The organism is Streptococcus hyovaginalis DSM 12219, from assembly GCF_000420785.1.
GTDB lineage: Bacteria > Bacillota > Bacilli > Lactobacillales > Streptococcaceae > Streptococcus > Streptococcus hyovaginalis.
In genome coordinates this window covers 138,315-158,366 of the sequence record NZ_ATVP01000004.1, presented here as the reverse complement: position 1 = coordinate 158,366, position 20,052 = coordinate 138,315, and the positions used below count along the sequence as shown (strand labels likewise).

At 40.2% G+C, this 20,052-nt stretch carries 15 protein-coding genes and 2 pseudogenes; 12 read left to right on the top strand and 5 right to left on the bottom strand.

Features of this window, described 5'->3' with window-relative positions; translation table 11 throughout:
- Positions 1 to 7: 7 nt before the first annotated feature.
- The 3 genes from G574_RS0104065 to G574_RS0104055 are packed head-to-tail and all read left to right on the top strand — an operon-like array spanning position 8 to position 4,103.
- Positions 8 to 568, top strand: coding sequence for a GNAT family N-acetyltransferase (locus G574_RS0104065; protein ID WP_029691078.1), 561 nt, complete (start codon positions 8 to 10; stop codon positions 566 to 568).
- Entirely contained in the window at positions 565 to 2,307 is a 1,743-nt protein-coding gene (locus G574_RS0104060; RefSeq protein ID WP_029691077.1) for an ABC transporter ATP-binding protein, read from the top strand. The genes G574_RS0104065 and G574_RS0104060 overlap by 4 nt, the downstream gene beginning before the upstream one ends.
- Positions 2,307 to 4,103 carry an ABC transporter ATP-binding protein gene (locus G574_RS0104055; protein WP_029691076.1) on the top strand — a complete coding sequence of 599 codons (1,797 nt, stop codon included), beginning with the start codon at positions 2,307 to 2,309 and terminating at the stop codon, positions 4,101 to 4,103. The genes G574_RS0104060 and G574_RS0104055 overlap by 1 nt, the downstream gene beginning before the upstream one ends.
- A 366-nt stretch (positions 4,104 to 4,469) precedes the next feature.
- Here the strand turns inward: G574_RS0104055 and G574_RS11280 are convergent, their stop codons facing one another.
- The 4 genes and pseudogenes from G574_RS11280 to aao form a co-directional block, all read right to left on the bottom strand.
- Positions 4,470 to 4,874 carry a transposase gene (locus G574_RS11280; RefSeq protein WP_084677572.1) on the bottom strand — a complete coding sequence of 135 codons (405 nt, stop codon included), beginning with the start codon at positions 4,872 to 4,874 and terminating at the stop codon, positions 4,470 to 4,472.
- 149 nt (positions 4,875 to 5,023) lie between these two features.
- Positions 5,024 to 5,233 (bottom strand): hypothetical protein, encoded by a 210-nt coding sequence (locus G574_RS0104045; protein ID WP_051130529.1) that lies wholly within the window; start codon positions 5,231 to 5,233, stop codon positions 5,024 to 5,026.
- 398 nt (positions 5,234 to 5,631) lie between these two features.
- Complete coding sequence (locus G574_RS0104040) at positions 5,632 to 6,897, bottom strand: glycosyltransferase family 8 protein (RefSeq protein ID WP_051130528.1); 1,266 nt, start codon at positions 6,895 to 6,897, stop codon at positions 5,632 to 5,634.
- Between the two features lie 104 nt (positions 6,898 to 7,001).
- Positions 7,002 to 7,607: pseudogene (gene aao / locus G574_RS11505) on the bottom strand (aminoacetone oxidase); the annotation flags it as partial.
- On the opposite strand from aao, the pseudogene G574_RS0104030 reads away from it, so the two are divergent.
- Positions 7,591 to 8,859, top strand: a pseudogene (locus G574_RS0104030) (glucose PTS transporter subunit IIA); the annotation flags it as partial. The pseudogenes aao and G574_RS0104030 overlap by 17 nt on opposite strands.
- A 105-nt stretch (positions 8,860 to 8,964) precedes the next feature.
- Here G574_RS0104030 and G574_RS0104025 read toward each other — a convergent pair.
- A complete protein-coding gene (locus G574_RS0104025) occupies positions 8,965 to 9,894 on the bottom strand; it encodes a helix-turn-helix domain-containing protein (protein ID WP_029691070.1) in 930 nt (309 codons plus the stop codon).
- 169 nt (positions 9,895 to 10,063) lie between these two features.
- Here G574_RS0104025 and G574_RS0104020 point away from each other — a divergent pair, with 169 nt between their 5' ends.
- From G574_RS0104020 to G574_RS0103985, 8 genes are all read left to right on the top strand, one after another.
- Positions 10,064 to 10,303, top strand: a complete 240-nt coding sequence (locus G574_RS0104020) for a TM2 domain-containing protein (protein ID WP_029691069.1) — start codon at positions 10,064 to 10,066, stop codon at positions 10,301 to 10,303.
- Positions 10,304 to 10,543: 240 nt separating this feature from the next.
- Positions 10,544 to 11,980: a glycoside hydrolase family 1 protein gene (locus G574_RS0104015; RefSeq protein ID WP_029691068.1), complete on the top strand. Its 1,437-nt coding sequence runs from the start codon at positions 10,544 to 10,546 to the stop codon at positions 11,978 to 11,980.
- 106 nt (positions 11,981 to 12,086) lie between these two features.
- Complete coding sequence (locus G574_RS0104010; protein WP_029691067.1) at positions 12,087 to 13,100, top strand: Gfo/Idh/MocA family oxidoreductase; 1,014 nt, start codon at positions 12,087 to 12,089, stop codon at positions 13,098 to 13,100.
- 459 nt (positions 13,101 to 13,559) lie between these two features.
- A complete protein-coding gene (locus tag G574_RS0104005; protein WP_029691066.1) occupies positions 13,560 to 14,642 on the top strand; it encodes a M50 family metallopeptidase in 1,083 nt (360 codons plus the stop codon).
- A gap of 162 nt (positions 14,643 to 14,804) precedes the next feature.
- Positions 14,805 to 15,617 carry a Cof-type HAD-IIB family hydrolase gene (locus G574_RS0104000; protein WP_029691065.1) on the top strand — a complete coding sequence of 271 codons (813 nt, stop codon included), beginning with the start codon at positions 14,805 to 14,807 and terminating at the stop codon, positions 15,615 to 15,617.
- Between the two features lie 128 nt (positions 15,618 to 15,745).
- Positions 15,746 to 17,230: a glycoside hydrolase family 1 protein gene (locus tag G574_RS0103995; RefSeq protein WP_156828102.1), complete on the top strand. Its 1,485-nt coding sequence runs from the start codon at positions 15,746 to 15,748 to the stop codon at positions 17,228 to 17,230.
- Positions 17,231 to 17,293: 63 nt separating this feature from the next.
- Positions 17,294 to 18,184 carry an ROK family protein gene (locus tag G574_RS0103990; protein WP_029691063.1) on the top strand — a complete coding sequence of 297 codons (891 nt, stop codon included), beginning with the start codon at positions 17,294 to 17,296 and terminating at the stop codon, positions 18,182 to 18,184.
- Between the two features lie 158 nt (positions 18,185 to 18,342).
- Entirely contained in the window at positions 18,343 to 19,488 is a 1,146-nt protein-coding gene (locus G574_RS0103985) for a cobalamin-independent methionine synthase II family protein (protein ID WP_029691062.1), read from the top strand.
- Positions 19,489 to 20,052: the final 564 nt, after the last annotated feature.

Sequence of the window (20,052 nt, the reverse complement as noted above, 5' to 3'; positions counted from 1 at the left end):
ACAAGGAATGCATATACGACCAATTGTCGCTAATGATAATGAGCAAATGGCGACCATTATACGAAAGAGTTTGAAAGCCGTAGGTCTTGATAAACCGGGAACTGCCTACTTTGATCCTTTTTTAGATAGGTTGGCAGAAACTTACGTCTCCGATGAACGCTCGGCTTATTTTGTCCTTGAGGATCAGGGCAGGGTCATGGGAGGTGCAGGGTTTGCACTACTATCGGATGACATCTGTGAGCTGCAAAAGCTCTATGTGTCTGAAACTATCAGAGGTCAGGGTTGGGGACGTCGTTTGACCGAGACGGTGATTGCAGAAGCAAGAGCAGCCGGTTTCAAGCAATTGTATTTAGAAACGACTGATGTCCTTGCTCAGGCAGTATCTCTTTATGAGGCGCTCGGTTTTAAAGCATTAGACGAGCCATTGGCTAATGACAATGGGTACCATGCCATGACGATCTGGATGGTGAAAGACTTGAAGGGATCATCAGCAGAAAAAGGCCATTTTAAGCCCTGTCGCACCAAGAGAAAAAGTGATTTAGTGAATTTAGGAGATAACAAAAAATGACATTAATTTGGTCTTATTTAAAAAAGTACCCCAAATGGTTGGTACTTGATGTCATAGGCGCCTTGCTATTTGTATTGGCGAACTTAGGTTTGCCAACCATTTTAGCGCGAATGATTGATGAAGGAATTAATCAGGCGGAAGTTTCGCGTCTATACTTCTGGGGTTGGATGATGTTGATCATTGTGCTTTTAGGGTTTTTGGGACGGATTCTTCTGGCCTATGCCGCTGGAAAATTAACCACAACCATGATACAGGATATGCGAAATGACATGTACGACAAGCTACAAGATTATTCTCACAGTGAGTATGACAAAATCGGTGTGTCATCCCTTGTCACTCGAATGACGAGCGATGCCTTTGTTTTGATGCAATTTGCAGAACAAAGCCTGCGTTTGGGAATGGTGACCCCTCTCATGATGCTGTTTTCAGTGGTCATGATCTTTCTGACCAGCCCATCTTTGGCTTGGATTGTAGCAGCATCGATTCCTTTTTTGGCTTGGGTAGTGACTTATGTCGCTTTAAAAACGAAGCCTTTGTCTGAGCAGCAACAGATGACCTTGGACAAGATTAACCAGTATGTCCGTGAAAATTTAACAGGTCTTCGGGTTATCAGAGCCTTCACGCGTGAAAGTTTCCAAGAAGAGCGATTTGACCGTAAAAATGAGGAGTATGCTAATATTTCGCAGAATCTCTTTATTTTAACTGGTTTGACTGAACCTTTATTTGTGCAGATTATTATTGCCATGATTGTTGCTATTGTCTGGTTTGCTTTGGATCCTCTGCGTCAGGGACAGCTGCAAATTGGTGATTTGGTAGCTTTTATCGAATACAGTTTCCATGCCTTATTCTCTTTCCTTTTGTTTGCCAATCTCTTTACCATGTACCCACGTATGGCCGTATCTAGTCAGCGGATTGAAGAAGTCATGGCTATGCCAATCTCAATTTCTAAAAATGAAGATGGTGTTACTGAGACGGCAAGTAAGGGCTATTTGGAATTTGATAACGTAACCTTTGCCTATCCAGGCGAAACTGAATCACCAGTCTTGCATAATATTTCCTTTCAGACAAAACCAGGTGAAACAATTGCTTTTATTGGGTCAACAGGTTCAGGGAAGTCTTCTCTTGTGAACCTCATTCCGCGTTTTTATGATGTGACTTTTGGTCGGATTTTAGTAGACGGTGTTGATGTCAGAGATTATAATCTCAAAGCCTTACGCCAAAAAGTAGGTTTCATTCCCCAAAAAGCGCTACTATTTACTGGCTCCATCGGTGAAAATTTGAAATATGGTAAATCTGATGCCACTTCTCCAGAGCTAGACGAAGCCAGTGATGTTGCGCAAGCGCGCGAGTTTATTGAGAGTCGTGAAGACCGGTACGAAACCCATTTGGCTGAAGGTGGCTCCAATCTGTCAGGCGGTCAGAAACAACGTTTGTCCATTGCACGCGCTATTGTTAAAAAGCCAGATATCTATATCTTTGATGACTCTTTCTCGGCCCTTGATTATAAGACAGATGCCGAACTACGCCGACGGTTGAAAGAGGTTACTGAAGAAGCGACGGTGTTAATTGTCGCTCAGCGTGTCGGTACCATCATGGATGCTGATCAGATTATCGTCTTGGATGAGGGTGAGATTGTCGGTCGTGGAACACATGAGGAATTAATCGAAAGCAATGCCATTTACCGTGAAATTGCCAATTCTCAGCTGAATCGTCAGTCTTTGGAAGAAGGAGGTGCCTAATGCCGAAGGAAACACATGTTTTTAAACGTCTCTGGGGCTATTTGAAAAAATACCAAGGATCGGTTTATTTGGCGATTGGTTTAAAAGTTCTAAGCGCTATTATGAATGTCTTGGAACCGGTTGTTCTAGGATTGATTATTACGGAGCTGACTAGCAATCTCTTGGATATGGCAAGAGGAGTGTCTGGTGCTGGTATTAATGTCGAATACATTGTTTTGGTATTGGTACTTTATGCTCTTCGTGCTTTAGTTTATGAAATTGGTGCCTATGGTTCTAACTATTTCATGACCAAGGCTGTGCAGAAAAGTATTCATGATTTGCGGAGCGATTTGAGTAACAAAATCAACAGTATTCCTGTATCTTACTTTGATAAGCACCAATTCGGTGATATGCTGGGACGGTTTACCAATGATGTGGAGACGGTGTCGAATGCATTACAGCAGAGTTTTCTACAGATTATTAACGCTTTTTTGAGCATCATTCTTGTGATTGCTATGGTGCTTTATCTTAACTGGAAGTTGGCTTTGCTAGTTATTGTGATGGTTCCACTGACATATTTTTCAGCACAAACTATAGTCAAAAAATCTCAACCCTACTTTAAACAACAGGCTGATGCTCTTGGTGCCATGAATGGTTTTGTCCAAGAAAAATTAACGGGTTTTAATGTTTTAAAATTATATGGTCGTGAAGAAGTCTCTGCAGCGGAGTTTCGTCAAATTACAGAAAACTTGCAGGCAGTAGGTTTTAAAGCTAGCTTTATCTCTGGCTTGATGATGCCTGTGCTCCATGCGATTTCAGATGGTATTTACTTGATTCTAGCGGTGTATGGTGGCTTACAGGTCATCTCAGGTCACATGACTATTGGTAACCTCCAAGCCTTTGTCCAGTATACCTGGCAGATTTCTCAGCCTATTCAGACCATTTCTCAATTGGCGGGACTCTTGCAGAGTGCTAAATCGTCATTGGATCGTATCTTTGCTGTTTTGGATGAAGCTGACGAGCCGAATCAGGTGACAGAGACACTGGACCATGCCTTAAGTGGCCAAGTTAGCTTTAATCATGTTGATTTTCAGTATACTGCGGACAAACCACTGATTCGTGATTTCAATCTCGATGTTGAACCAGGTGAGATGGTTGCCATTGTTGGCCCAACAGGCGCTGGTAAGACGACCATGATTAATCTTCTGATGCGTTTTTACGATGTGACAGCGGGAGCAATTACGGTGGATGGGCATGACATTCGACAGCTGTCACGCCAGGAATTCCGCAGGCAGTTTGGTATGGTCTTACAGGATGCTTGGCTATATGAAGGGACTATTCAAGAAAACTTGCGCTTTGGTAATCTGTCTGCCACAGATGAGGAAATTGTCGAGGCAGCCAAGGCGGCTAATGTCGATCACTTTATTCGTACCTTGCCAGGCGGCTATAAGACTGATATGAATCAGGAATCAAGCAATATCTCACAAGGGCAAAAGCAGCTTTTGACCATTGCGCGTGCCCTTTTGGCGGATCCTAAGATTTTGATTCTGGATGAAGCAACATCATCGGTTGATACGCGTTTAGAATTGCTGATTCAAAAGGCGATGCGCCGGTTGATGAAAGGGCGTACCAGTTTCGTCATTGCTCATCGTTTATCAACTATTCAAGAAGCTGATAAAATTTTGGTTTTGAAAGATGGTCAAATCATCGAGCAAGGCAATCACCAGAGCCTATTAGCTGATAAAGGTTTCTATTATGATCTTTATATGAGTCAGTTTGCTTCACAAAAGGATGATGACATCGAATATCAAGCCTAACATTTAGATTTAGGTTAAGGACAGACATCCCTTGTGTTGTTTGTCTTTTTATATTATCAAATCCTTGACTTCCGCCTTTCATAATAGGTTTTAGGTTCCTTATTAACCTCAAAACAGTGGTGGAGAAATTCAAACCTTTTAGACTATTGTTGCAGTGGGAAATAAGGAGTAATGGTGTTTGGTTGATCCTTAATAAGAATTATAGAAGAGCTTGTTTGAGCGTAATAGGATAACATGTCAATTAGTGAGTCTCTCTTTTCATAAGGTGGCAAGAATATGTTTAGGAAAAGGGTTTCAAAAATGTACCTTTATCAATGATGTGAGACCAAAAAGGTGATTTTGAAGTTACCCATTTGTTAAGCTTTACTAGGAGCTAGCTCCTAGTAAAGCTTTTCTGATATCGATAGGAGATTTCCAGTCTAAAGTCTGCATAGGGAGTCGATTGGAACGGTACAAATATATTTTCATCTGTTTGATTAGATCGTCATAGGAATAGAAGGTCAAGTGCTGGTAGAAACGTCGATTGTCATTTCGATGACTACGCTCCACCTTTCCATTATGCCTTGGTGTTAGAGGACGATGAGAGCGGTCTTTCAGCGATTCTTTGGTTCCATCGAACCGCTTATTCCAGCGTATGAGAGAGGCTTTTGAAACTTTGTAACGTCGACAGATGAAGGCGACAGAGGCACCATTTCGGTAGGTTTTAACAGCGTGGTAACATGTTTCTAGAGTATGTGGTAAATAGCGAAGATTTTGTGATATACTAGTCATGAGGAGATTCCTTTTTATTTGAAAAAAACATTAAAAAAGTACAAAAAGCCACTCCCTATGCTATACTGTAATTGAAATTTTAAATTTTTTTGGTGCTAGAACTGTTGCCTCAGTCCTAGCATTATTTCATAAGAAAAACAGCCCAATCGTTAGAGTTTGTGTCTAACTTTTGGGGTGCAGTTCAATACATAGTTAGTTTCAATCCACTGTAAGGCGTTCCGCAAAGCATGAGTCGTTGTTCCAAATTTCTTCTGGATTTTTCTAGGTTTGTTAGTATCTAGCGGACTATCTAGAATACAACAGACGATGGATTTCTGGTGAACATCAATGCCACAACAGGTTTCAATCATAACTTCCATAACTAAAGCCCTCCTGCTATCTATTTGAACAATAGGAACAAGAGGTTAGCTGTAATTTTATTTTCACGCTTCTTAGCATATTCGAGTTATCTCATGATTCTTGTTCATCCAGTTTTTAATACAGGCTAGGCAAAGCCCTATTAAAGACTACGGATTTGCATTGTTCACCGTAATTATAAGGTGATTTCATTTTTCTGTCATGAGTTAGCAGGTGGAACCTGCTTAGAGTTTTTGATGAGTGGTGGTACTCTTATCATATCAGGGAATCTTCTTTTTGGCTTCTAGAAGTCTCACATCTATTGTAACGCTACAGGTAGATAACAGACTTCAAAGTAGTTTCTATTTGACGTATGTAACCATAATCGCCTGCTAAAACTACTGCTTTCAACTTATTGTCTTTATTCACTTATATTCTCCGCTAATACTTCTTTTAGTTTTGTAATCATTTCTTGTCGTTGATTTTGGTTAAAACAGTAGCCATACTTGTAATCATTAAATTCTGAAGCTGCAACATTATCAAATGCAAAGCTTGGCTTATCGACTTCTTTGACAAGATTGATAAAGTAGGGATCTTTTGAACCGTGATTAATGTCTAGATAGGCATCACAGTCATGAATCATATTTTCTAAAATATAACCGATAACTTTAGGATGTAGGAAAACATTGTCAAAGCTAGCTAATTTTTTTAAACTATCTGCCATATCAGTAAAAGCAACAATGTGGAAGGCGTAGTCTGGCAATTCTTTAATCAAGTCTTCGATTTGTTCAATTAAATGGGTATTTGTTATGATTAATAACTTACCCTTATATACTGGTGCGGATACTTCCCTTTTTTCACTAATCCATTTTTGCTCAATTTTGGACCAGTCCATCATTTGATAGTGCCACCATACTTCACGTAAGCGACCTGATGAATAGGTATTCCAAGGTTTATCTTCTGAGATATAGTGCAGAACTTTTGGTAAGGGATCTAAGCTTAGTTCAAATAGTTGTTTATGACGATAGGCGAAGGCACCTTTATCAAAACCAATTTGGAAATTATAGGTGTCATCTAGCCAAATGGCTTCATGTCCTAACACTATGTTCAAAATGGTTTGGTCACCTTCTTGAATAGAGTCTTTTTCTTGTTCTGTTTTTTTAACTAATTTTTCAGTAATATTTTCAGATTTCCAACGCTTGTTGTTAATTAGCATCATACCAGAATTAAAACCAATTCCGTATCCAAAAACGGCTCGTACGACTGCTAGATAGTGATGATTGATATCTATGGAAAAAAGCTCATCTAACTGGTCAGTTACGATAATATCACTATCGAGGTATAATGCCTTATCTTCAGAGACAAATTGAGGAATAAAGTAGCGAGCAAAGGCCATGTACGTAATGTGCGAAAAACCAGCAAACCAATCCTTGTTTAAAGGGACATCTAATAATTTTATATCAATTAAATCACTACCTAATTGATTAAGCAGTTGTTTATAATGTGTGAACCACTCTTTTGGAATATCTTGATTAAAAATATAAACCTTAATGTTTTTATTGTGGAAAATCAATGATTTTAATGTTGTTTCAATTTGGCGGATATAGCCATAGTCGCCCGCTAAAACAATGGCTTGTAATTCCTTCTCGTCTCTTCTCTCAGAAGAGATACTATCTGTTCCAGTCATAACTTTTCCTTTCAATTATTTATTTTTTAATTATAACATGATTATTATAGGAAATACTAATTAAGATATATTGAATCAGCCTCGTTTTATTGTGTTTTCAACTATTAATACATTGGTGTTCCTAACACCCAGCCTGTGCAGAGGTCAGAAGTGATGTTGAAGCCACCTGTATGGGCGTTAATATCTAGCACCTCTCCTGCAAAGTGGAGTCCAGGGACCTTCTTGCTTTCCAAGATTTTTGGATTAATTTCTTTTAGATCCACGCCATCCTTAGTGACAAAAGATTTAGCCAAAGACATTTTTCCTGTGATGTTGATGGGGAAAGCTTTGAGGTTTTCCACAAGGACTTGCTTTTCTTGTGGGGAGAGTTGCTTGATTTTTTCTGGGAGAGGCTGCGCTAAAAAATCTGCTAGACGTTCAGGCAATAAGCCTTTTAAGACATTTTTACAGGATTTTTCACGTTGTGCTTCAAATAAGGTCAACAATTCTTCCTCACTTGTTTGTGGAAGAAAATCAAGATGTGCTGTTTCTCCTCCTTTTACAAAACTGGATAATCGAAGGGCAGCAGGACCAGAAAGTCCAAAATGGGTAAAGAGAAGATCATGTGTGATAAGGTGTTTACCATAGCTCAAGGTCACATCATTCAAAGAGATCCCTTGGAGTTCTTTATGCGGAAAATCGGTTAAGAGGGGACTTTCAGCCGCCGGAAGCTACCTTCAAACTGTTATGCCGGTTATTTTAGCTGTTTGGGTTGCTTCAATCATTGAAAAATTCATGAGAAAAATCACACCTGATGTGGTTAAGTTATTCGTAGTTCCATTTGTAACTATTTTGATAACCGTCCCTCTAACCTTCCTTCTTGTTGGACCTTTAGCTAATTTAGTTTCTGATTTATTATCGAAAGGTTTTACAGCTGTTATGGGCTTCAGCCCCCTTCTTTATGGTATTTTACTTGGTGCAGCTTGGCAGGTTATGGTTATGTTCGGTTTGCACTGGGCAATTGTACCACTTGCAATCTTACAATTCTCACAAAACGGTTGGTCTAATATTCTATTAGCTGCAGATTTACCTAACTTTACACAAACAGGGGTATTAGCAGCTATTATGTTAAAAACCAAAGAACAAAAGGTAAAAACAATTTCAGCTCCAGCCCTTATTTCCTCTCTATTTGGTGTGACAGAACCTGCTATCTATGGGGTCACTCTTCCAATGAAAATTCCATTTTACATCTCATGTGCTGTCTCAGCCTTAATTGGTGCAGGTCTTTCATTCTTTGATCTGAAAAACTATGCAATGGGTGCTCTTGGTATCTTTATGTATCCAGGTTACGTTAGTCCTGAAGCTGGTTTAACACCAATGTGGATTATGATTGCTTTCTCAATCGCTGCAGTCCTTATTTCCTTCATTGTTCAAATGCTTGCGCCAGTACCAACTTTATTCGGAAGCACGGCTCCAGAGCAAGCTTCAGAAGCTAGTGTTGTTGCAGCTGAAGAAATTGTTGACATTAAACAAGAAATTATTGCTAGCCCATTGATTGGTAATGTTGTTGCTCTTGAAAATGTTCCTGATGAAGTGTTTGCTTCAGGTGCTATGGGTAAAGGAATTGCTATTGACCCATCAGATGGTGTTATTGTAGCACCAGCCAATGCTGAAGTTTCACTTGTCTTCCCGACCAATCATGCTATTGGTCTTAAAACTGAAAATGGTGCTGAAATCTTGATTCACATTGGTATGGACACTGTATCACTCGCTGGTAAAGGCTTCAAGAACTTTGTTGAAGTCGGTGATAAAGTCACACCAGGGCAAAAACTCCTTGAGTTTGATCTTAATGCTATCAAAGCAGCTGGACTTCCAGTGATCACTCCAATCATCATCACAAATACAGATGCTTATACAGATGTCTTAACCACACAAGAAGGCCGTGTTAATACAGGTGATTATCTCCTTACAACTGTTAAATAATAAAATGAAATCCTTCCTTCGGGAGGGATTTTAATTATTGGAATGAAGATATGGCAATCTCTAAATCTAAAAAGCACATCACTTACGGTATGATGTGCTTGTGGTTTATAAGAGAATGTCGTCTTGTGGGTTGATGAGGGTCTGGGATTCTTTTTTCTTCGTGTACTTTTTACGGTATTGGCTAGGTGTTATTTGGTAATAATTTTTGAATTGGCGGTTGAAGTTGGATAAGTTATTAAAACCAACTTGGCTAGCAATGTCGATGATTGGTTTTCTGGTATTTACCAAGACATCACTAGCTTTGTGTAGACGAACTTGGATAATAAATTCGGTACACGAAGAACCAGTTTGCTGTTTGAAGACGGACATAAAATGTGTTTTACTGTAGCCCATTTTTTTAGCTAAGAGTGAGATGGGCAGGTCTTCACTGTAATGATTATTGATGTAATCAATCAATTCCCGTAATTTTTCATTTTTTCGGTAGGTATCATCGGTCATTTTGCGGACAACATAACGGTGGAAAAAGAGCAGGTAGATGAGTTCATTTAATCTAGCCTTGAGCAAAACTTCAAAGTGTCGTCCTTCATCTCTGGCTAAGCGAAACACATCAAACAGCACGCACTTAATCTCATCATACCCTGACATATGAGGTTGAATGCGTTGGATAAACTTATAGGTTGAATTTTGCAAAGGTTGTAAGTAACGAAGGCTAACTTGATCAACAATAGAGTAGCCAATCATATCCAAGTGAAAGAGAAAGGTATCGGTGCTATGCTCCTCGTTTGCGATTGGATGGATCGAATGCATGCCATTAGGACGAATCAGAATAATGTCACCAGCAGTGCTATTGAAAAAATCATAATCAATATGATAGCGTGCGCTGCCTTCATAGACATAATTTATTTCCAACTCAGGATGCCAATGAAAAAGGGTATCTGGACGTCCATTTCTAACTTTGGTGTGATAAAAATGATAGGGAAGCAAGTGGTTGTTATAATTGATATCTAGTCGTAATTCATCAAGCTGTTTGTCCACAAAACGATCTCCTTAGTGTTTGTCTTTATTGTAACATAAGATAGGAGATGGTCAAAGTATAGTATCAGAATGTGGTATATAGCTTAGTTTATGGTAAAAAGTGCTATTTATATAATGGGAGACTTATGTTATGCTTGTAGTATCATTGTATTAAGGAGATATTGAAAAGATGCAAAAAACAATTAATAAACACCTATTTGTATGGGTTGGTAATTTTTTATTCGGTGGACTTGGTGTTGATCGCTTCATGAGAGGGCAGGTTGGTCTGGGTGTTGCAAAACTCCTCTTCAATTGGTTGACGTTTGGTCTCTGGAGTCTGATCGATTGGATTATTGCGATTGTTAAGGCTTACAGTACATACAGCGACACTGAAGAATTAACTTTTGTTAATGGTAAATATACAAGATAAGACAATTTTCTGGTTAGGATAAAGTATGTAAAGGGCTTGGAATGATTTCCAAGCCCTTCTACTGTTATGCGTCGGGCCTAACGAAGTAGCTTTTAGAGTTCACTTGAGATCAAAGTTATAGAATATATAAAAAGCATCATAATCATAATTCGAATGATAGTATCAGTTTTTAGCAGAATAGTGTTAGTATCATTCTATTGATTTTTTTATAATGACATTAAGAAAAAGCGAGGTAGTTTTATGACTTACACATTTCCTAAAGAATTTTTATGGGGCGGTGCCACAGCTGCCAATCAATTTGAAGGAGCCTATAACCTTGATGGTAAAGGCTTATCCGTACAGGATGTCACTCCAAAAGGTGGTCTTCCTGCTAAAGCTGGTGATAAAAACCCTTTGATTACTGATCTTCCGACTGAGGATAATCTTAAGTTGGAAGGGATTGATTTTTATCACCGTTACAAGGAAGATATTGCCCTTTTCGCAGAAATGGGCTTCAAGGTCTTCCGCATGTCTATTGCTTGGTCACGTATTTTTCCAAATGGGGATGAGACTGAGCCAAACGAAGCAGGTCTTGCTTTTTACGACAAGGTCTTTGATGAATTGGCTAAATATGGCATTGAGCCCTTGGTTACCCTATCTCACTATGAAACGCCATTGCACTTGGCGCGTGAGTATAACGGCTGGGCAAATCGTGACTTGATTGGTTTTTACGAGAACTATGTCCGTACGGTCTTTACGCGATACAAGAACAAGGTCAAGTATTGGTTGACCTTTAATGAGGTCAACTCAGTTCTTCATGCACCTTTCATGTCTGGTGGTATTGCAACGCCAGTCGAAGCCTTGTCCAAACAGGATCTTTATCAAGCTGTTCATCATGAACTCGTAGCGTCAGCATCAGCGACCAAGATTGCTCATGAGATCAACCCCGACTTTAAAGTCGGCTGTATGGTCATCGCTATGCCGGCTTATGGGATGACGTCAAATCCACTTGATCAACTAGCTGTCCATGAGTTTGAAAATCAAAATTATCTCTTCTCAGATATTCATGTCCGTGGCAAATACCCTAACTACATCAAGCGATTCTTTAAAGAAAACGATATTGAGATTCAATTTTCTCCAGGAGATGAAGAGCTTCTCAAACATACCGTTGACTTTATTTCCTTCTCATACTACATGTCAGTGGCACAAGCGCATAATCCTGAGGACTATGCTAGTGGCAAAGGCAATATTTTGGGTGGTATAACCAATCCTTATCTGGAATCTTCGGAATGGGGCTGGCAAATTGACCCAGTTGGTCTTCGTTTAGTCCTCAATGATTTTTATGATCGTTATCAGCTACCACTCTTTATTGTGGAAAACGGACTTGGTGCCAAAGATGTGCTTGTTGACGGACCAAATGGTCCAACGGTGGAAGATGATTACCGTATTGATTACCTTCAAAAACATTTGGTGCAAGTGGGCGAAGCTCTACAAGATGGGGTAGACCTTTTGGGTTATACCACTTGGGGACCGATTGATTTGGTATCAGCGTCAACAGCGGAATTATCAAAACGCTATGGCTTTATCTATGTTGACCGTAATGATGACGGCACTGGTAGCTTAGCTCGCTACAAGAAAAAATCATTTGACTGGTATAAGGAAGTCATTGCAAGCAACGGGGAATCCCTCTACTCTTAAGGTTATCATCAACTCTCTAGCTTCTCTCCAGACTAGGGAGTTTTTTGACTGTATTCAGAGTATGGTAAAATAAGAGTAAATCATTAAAAGGAATAGAAGGAATATCATGATTACTACAGGATTTATTGGAAATGGCAAATCAACCAATCGCTATCACATACCCTTTATTTTGAAAACAGGAAAGTTTAAGGTTAAGACCATCTACAATCGCTCGATTAAGGATGACTGGGCTAAGGTCGAAGGAGCTGACTACACGACAGACTTAGACGTCCTCTTAAATGACCCCGAAATTGAATTAGTTGTGGTGACAACGCCCTTGGCTAACCACTATGAATCGGCTAAAAAGGCCCTCTTGGCAGGAAAACATGTTCTTTTGGAAAAACCTTTTACCAGAACCTTGGCAGAGGCGCAGGAATTGTTTGACCTAGCGCGTGAAAAAGGGCTCATGCTGCAAGGCTACCACAACCGTCGCTTTGATTCGGACTTTTTGACCAGCAAGATGGTAATTGCATCTGGCAAATTGGGCAACCTTCAGGAAATTGAGATGCATTTTGATTATTTCCGTCCGGAAGTGCCTGAGAGTGTGAACGAGTTTTCGGTCGATACTAGCTTTCTTTATAATCATGGTTGCCATACCTTAGACCAGGTCATTTCTTATTTTGGCAAACCTGACCATGTTCATTTTGACTTGCGCCAGCTACTGGGTGACAATCGGATGAACGATTATTTTGACATTGATTTGACCTATGGCGATCTGAAAGTTTCCGTAAAATCCTCTTATTTCCGCCTTAAAGAGCGCCCAAGTTTTGTGCTTTACGGTGATAAGGGAACTTTTATCAAAGAAACTAAAGACCGTCAGGAAGAAGATTTGAAAAAATTCTACCTGCCTGACCATGCTGACTTTGGTCTTGATCGGCCACAAGATTATGGTGTTCTTTCCTATATGGAGGATGGCCAATACCACGAAGAAAAAGTCGTTTCAGAGGTAGGGGATTACAGCCTTTTCTATGAGGCGCTTTACGAGACCTTGGCAAATGGCGCTGAAGCACTGGTTAAAGAAGAACAGACGCTATTGCTCATGTCTTTGTTGGAAGAAGGGATTGCGAGTTTAGAAAACTAAGGGCGTTTTTGATGTGACATCTGGTGTTGAAATGAAAGGCATTAATGATCATGAAACTATCTGTCTATAATGAAGTGGAGCATGACCATTTTTTAGATTTCTATGGTTTAACTAATCGTTCACATACCGATATTCCCCAAACATTATGGCATTGTTTCTAAAAGATAAGGATAGGTATCCCATAGTTATCTTCGATGATGTTAAAATGTTTGGCTGTTTTGTCTTCACCTTAACAAGGGGTATAGTGAGTATGGCTATTCTCAAAAGGATTATGCGCTTATCAAAAGAGACTTAGAAGCTAAAATGGGGAAATTGATGATTATGGAGAAAACGAGAAAACCATTAGAGTAGTATCCCTCAAGACTGAGATCGAGGACTTTATGAAACTATGGTAAGTAGTACAGAACCACTTATTAATTTCGAACATGACAGGTCATATTTTTTGTTGGAAGAGGATAAATGAAAAAGAAAATAATTACAATTATTCAGTCGATAATTTACTTACTACCTTTTATGTATATAGGAATCTATATAGGTTCTAAGGCAGGCAATTTAAGTCTACTATATTTTATCTTATTTCTTGGTATATCCATCCTATTACTATTTGTGACGATTATTATTCATGAAGCAGGTCATTTGCTATTTGGGCTGTGGTCTGGTTATCAATTTTCATCGTTTCGAGTCGCAAATTTAATGTGGTATAAAGTAGGAGATAAGGTCAAATTAACAAGATTCTCAATTCCCGGAACGGGTGGGCAATGTATTATGCTTCCGCCTATGGAAAAAGGAACTATTCCTTACTTTTGGTACAATGCTGGGGGAGGCATTCTAAATGTGCTTGTTGCAGGAATTAGTTGGTTAGTTGGAGTGATATGGTCTGATTTTACCTTTTATACAAATATTTTTGCTATGTTTAATGCTTTGATAGGTATTGCTAATTTAATTCCCATGAATGGTTTAGTACCAAATGATGGCTACAATATTTTTGCCTTATATAGGTCACCAAAAGCTAGAAAGGCTTTTGCACTGGGACTTTGGATCACAGGAGAACAGCTATTGGGGACACGGATTAAGGACATAGATGATTCTTATTTTATGGAATTGTCAGAAGAAGATTATTTAAATCCTATTACTATTAATGCAGCAATTCATGGAATAAGTAGACTGTTAGACCGAGGTGACTATGGGTTAGCCTGTCACGAAATTGAAAAACTATTATCAAAACCAGAGGCGAAGCTTCCCGAAATATATCGCCAATTATTGACTCTGGAACTTTTATATTTTGATCTTATTAAAAGTGATTTTACCCGTCTTGAAGAAAATTATGATAAAGCCATACAATCTACTGTTAAAGCTATGGTAAAATCAACGCCATCGGCTAGTCGTTTTTTATATGCTTATGAAAAATTTTATGAGCAAAATTTAGAATCTAGTAAAAAATGGCAAGATACGTTTGAAAAAGTCTGTCAGACCTACCCATATGCGGGTGATACTGAAATGGAAAGAGAACTGATGGAACTGGCGATCAATAATATCGTATAAAGATAAAACTATTTAAGTGTTAGAGAAGTTAGTAGCAATTCCGACTTTTTATTATTCATCACCGTCCTATTGAATACAGTAACTTTACATGACGATCGAATCGTTAAAAGGTGCACAGCTTTAGACCCTTTGCATCCCTAGACCAAAAAAAGGAGAAATTGTATGATAAAATTAATCGCAACAGATATGGATGGCACTTTTTTGCGGGAGGATAAAAGCTATGATGAGGTGCGTTTTGAAAAACTTCTTGAGCGCCTCAATCAGCATGATGTCCGCTTTGTGGTAGCTAGTGGCAATCAATATCGTTTATTGGCCTCTAAATTTCCTCAGCATTATCAGGACCTGACCTTTATTTCTGAAAATGGGGCTCATATTGTCTCTCACGAAGAGGACTTGGTCCAGTTCTTTCAATCTCATGAGGAAATTGAGACCTTGATCAGCTATGTAGAAGGAAAATTTCCGCAGGTAACCCTAAGCCTTACAGGGGATAAAGCAGCTTATGTCTTGGAAGACACTGACCCAACCATTGAGGTTTTTTTGCGTCTGCACTTACCTCTTATGAAAAAGGTTTCTAGCCTTCTCCCATTGCCTGATGACCACATCTATAAAACGGTTATAGTGGTTCCTGATGGTCAGACAGAGTCAGTCATCACTGCCATAAAAAAAGATTTAGCTGATCTTAATTTGGTCCCAACTGCCAGTGGTTATGGTAGTATCGATGTTATTACTCGCGGTGTCCATAAGGCATGGGGCTTGGAGCAACTGATGACCAAGTGGGGCCTAACAGCAGATCAGGTCATGGCATTTGGGGACAATGCCAATGACATGGAAATGTTAGAGCTAGCTGGACAGTCTTATGCCATGGCCAATGCTTCGGATCAGGTTAAAGCAGCCGCTAAATATGTGGCAAAATCTAACCAAGAAGATGGTGTTTTAGATGTTATCGAAGCTTATTTAGATGAGCTAGAGAAGTAGATGATAGAGCCCTGCATGGTATTGCAGAGCTTTTTTAATATAGTGGCATAGTATCAGTTTTTCATTATTTTTCATCAGAAAAGGCTTTCTTTTTGCGGTATAATACCGTTATTAAAGTAAAAAGAGGTATTAGAATGGTTTTTCCCAAAAATTTCTTATGGGGCGGTGCCATCGCTGCTAACCAAGCAGAAGGTGCCTACAGCGAGGATGGTCGTGGGCTTGTACAGACTGATGTGACCACTGGTGGTTTGGTGGATTCCCCACGCTATACGACTTATATTGATCAGGATGGCAAACCGGGTAAAGTTGGCGGACTGGGCCACCATGCGAAGATTCCTAAAGGTGCTAAATTTGCTGTGTTGGATACGGAGTATTACCCTAACCATGTGGCGGTGGATTTTTATCACCGTTACAAAGAAGACATCAAGCTCTTTGCTGAGATGGGCTACTCCATTTTCCGTCTGTCTATTTCTTGGGCACGGATTTTCCCTAATGGAGATGATGAGAAGCCTAATCAGGCTGGTCTTGACTTTTACCGCTCTGTATTTGAAGAGTGTCGTAAATACAATATCGAGCCATTGGTGTCTATCTGGCATTTTGACACGCCATTAGCTCTGGAAGAAAACTACGGTGGCTGGACTAACCGCCAACTCATTGATTTTTATGTCAACTACTGTGAGGTCATTTTCAAGGAATACAAAGACCTAGTTAAGTATTGGCTAACCTTTAATGAAATCAATAACACCACCATGTTTTTGGACATGTTTGGTCAAAAAGCTTCTGATCAAGACTATCAAGAGAGCTATCAGATCCTTCACCATCAGTTTGTCGCATCAGCCAAAGCCGTCCAATTGGGGCACCAAATCAATCCTGACTTTATGATCGGCAACATGATTTGTGGCATTAGCTTCTACCCAGCTACGCCTGACCCTAAAGATATCTTGGCTAATCAGCACAAGTGGGAATCTGGCAATTACTATTGTGGGGATGTTCAAGCCAAAGGGAAATACGGCACTTACGCCAAACGACTCTGGCAGGAGCATAATGTTCAGCTAGAGGTCACCGACGAAGATCTTGAGGACCTTCAAAAGGGAAGAGTGGATATGTATACCTTCTCTTACTACATGTCCAATAATGTAACCACGCATACAGGTGGCGAACAAGTGGCTGGTAACTTCTCATCTGGTGTTAAAAATCCTTACTTGACCTACTCTGATTGGGGTTGGGCGCAGGATCCTGATGGGCTGCAATATTACCTTGAAAAAATTTATGACCGCTACGAATTGCCACTTATGGTTGTAGAAAATGGCCTGGGTGCCTTTGACACGGTTGAAGAAGATGGTAGCATTCATGATGATTACCGCATCGATTACCATCGGGAGCATATCAAAGCTATGCGTAGAGCGATTGCTAATGGGGTTGACTTGATTGCCTACACGACTTGGGGCTGTATTGACATCGTTTCAGCTGGTACTGGCGAAATGCGTAAGCGCTATGGCTTTATCTATGTGGACATGGATGATGCGGGCGAGGGAACGCTTGATCGGACACCAAAAGACAGTTTTTATTGGTACCAAAAAGTCATTGCCTCAAACGGCGAAGAGTTAGATTAAGACAGAAAATCACGGTTGGTTAGGCAATCGTGATTTTGAGATATTTGTGATAAAGGAGAACATATGACAATTTTAGCTATCGATTTGGGTGGAACCCAGTTTAAATCGGGACTGGTTTCAGACACTTTTGAACTAGAGAAAGCCTTTGAAGCACGACCTGCTGCACATGATATAGAGACTTGTCAAGAGGTATTGAAAGAGCTGATTAGCCCACATCTAGACGAGATTGAAGGCATTGCCATTTCCTGTCCTGGCACGGTTGATCCAGAGACTGGAACCGTTTATAAGGGTGGCATGCTGCGCTATTTGGATGGCTTTTCCTTTAAGGTTTTTTTGGAGGACCTTTATCAAAAACCCGTTGCTGTCATTAATGACGGTAAGGCAGCGGTCTTGGCTGAATTGGCTTCTGGTCATCTGAAAGGGGTGCAAAATGGTCTTGCCATGATTGTGGGGACTGGGCTTGGTGGCGGTCTTATCATCAATGGCCAGCTCTATCAAGGCTCTCACTTTCAAGCTGGGGAATTGACCTTTAGCTTGCCACAAGGCAAAAGGGATCCCTTGACGGGAAGTGATTTAGCCGGTGCGCAGCTATCTGCGGTCAACTTGATTAGCACTTGTGCCAAGGCACTCCATTTGGCAGATGAGCAAGATGGTAAGGCTGTTTTTGAGGCTATTAAGGCCGAAGATGAGCGGGTTTACCCTATTTTCCAGACCTATTGTCGCTCTTTTGCTATCCAGATTAATAACTGCCAAAGCCTTTTAGATGTTGAGAAGGTTGTCATTGGCGGTGGTATTTCCAGTCAAGACATCTTGATTGAGGAAATTAACCGGCAACTTGATCAGCTAGAAGAGGAGGAGGCGTGGGTATTTCAAGTTATTAAACGCCCAGAAGTTAAGGCTTGTTTTTACCATAATGCTGCCAATCTGATTGGTGCCACCTATTTCCTAGAGTAAAGAATAGCCATAGATAGAAAGTAACTATAGCCTTAAATAATAAGAAAAATGATATTAGATATAGCAAAAAGCTATATCTTTCTTTGTCTAATAACTATTTTTCAAAAATACCTTTTTACGTTAGGATAGTCTTATCACACTTAATGAGGTAAATGACTATGACACAATCTAGATTTCAACTGGTAGGCTCATTGCTTCGTCCATCTGATTTACGCCAATACAAAGATGAGATTGAGCATCGTGACGACATTAGTTACCCTTTTTATGACGACTTGGCTGGCTATCAAGAGCTTGAAGCTGAAAAGATCAAGGCTATTGTGAAAGACCAGGTAGAGAATGGCATTGAGACAGTTACTGATGGGGAATACGGCCGTTCCATGTGGCATTTGGATTTTGTTTGGGGCTTGGGAGGTATCGAGCGTTATATCGCTGATCAAGGCTATACCTTTAAAGACCATGATGGTAGCCAATTTGAGACACGCAAGGATATTGGTATTCGTATTACAGCACCTTTGTCTGGTAAGAATCATCATTTCTTGGATATTTACAAACAGGTTCAGGAGCATGCAGGTGATCATGCTAGTAAATTAACAGTTTGGGGACCTGCCCACGCCTTTACCGAATTATCGGTCTTTGATGGCTTAGCTGGACCAGGACAAGTCTATGAGACTGACCAAGCACTCAAGGAAGGTCTGATAAATGCCTACAAAGAATTTCTGACTGAGTACAAAGCTGCTGGAGGCAAGATTATTCAGTTTGACGACTGCCTCTGGGAATTGTTTGATGAGAGCAACCCCGACTCTTTCTTTGCGGCAGGAAATGATGACCTGACAGATCTGGCAGACCAGTTTATTGCGATTAATAATGAGGTTGTCGATTTCGCTCATGATCTGGGGCTGACGGTTTGGACCCATAACTGTCGTGGAAACTATGAAAGTCGTCACGCTTCAGGAGGCACTTACGAAGCGATTGCAGAAAAATTCTTAGCTGAGCAGCATTACGACCGCTTTTTCCTAGAATGGGATGATGAGCGTGCAGGTGACATTAAGGCACTTGAAGCTCTAAAGGATAAGGATACCGAAGTGGTGCTAGGTTTGCTATCATCGAAAACCACTGATCTTGATGACGAGGACCGTGTCTACCAGTTGCTAGAAGAGGCTAGTCAAATTATTCCTAAGGACCGTCTTTTTCTTTCCCACCAATGTGGCTTTGCTTCATGTGATTCGGTAAATGAACTAGCCATTCCACAACAGTGGGCTAAGATTAAGCAAGGTCAAGATATTGCGGCTAGGTTTTGGTCTTAAAGATCCCCAATTGTTCTTATAGGATATGCAGTGAGACGTTCAGAAACACTGTCTAATACCTGGACGTCGCTCATAAATGCCGAACATTATTTAAATTTTTTAAAAAAGTGTTGACTTCAGAATTGAAAATTTCAGACTAATAAATAGTCAGAAGGAGTAGGCTTTAGATCTGTTTACAGGAAAATTGAAGTGACGGGACAATGCAGTTTGGTCAATGGTGTCCAGCTGTCATTTATTATTTAGCAATTGAAAGAAAACCAGTACCGTGATGACTTGAATGAGTACTTGCAACGTTAAAGGGCTTTGTCTCCTGTCCCAGTTATAACGGGATTTGGCGCCTCCATTCAAGAGGATATTCTCTGCTTTAACCGCGTATAGGACGCCGTGATTATGGGCTCGAAAATCATCAAAGCTCAGCATGAGGGCGCAATAGAATAAACTCGTCAACTCGTGGCCTTCGGTAGTCGGGTGGAGAAGTAGAGTGAAGCTTGGAAGAAGCAAGGCCTGAAGCCGTTGAGCATTAAAATGTTCAGAAAGGATGCGACCTAGTCGGTCCTTTTTTGA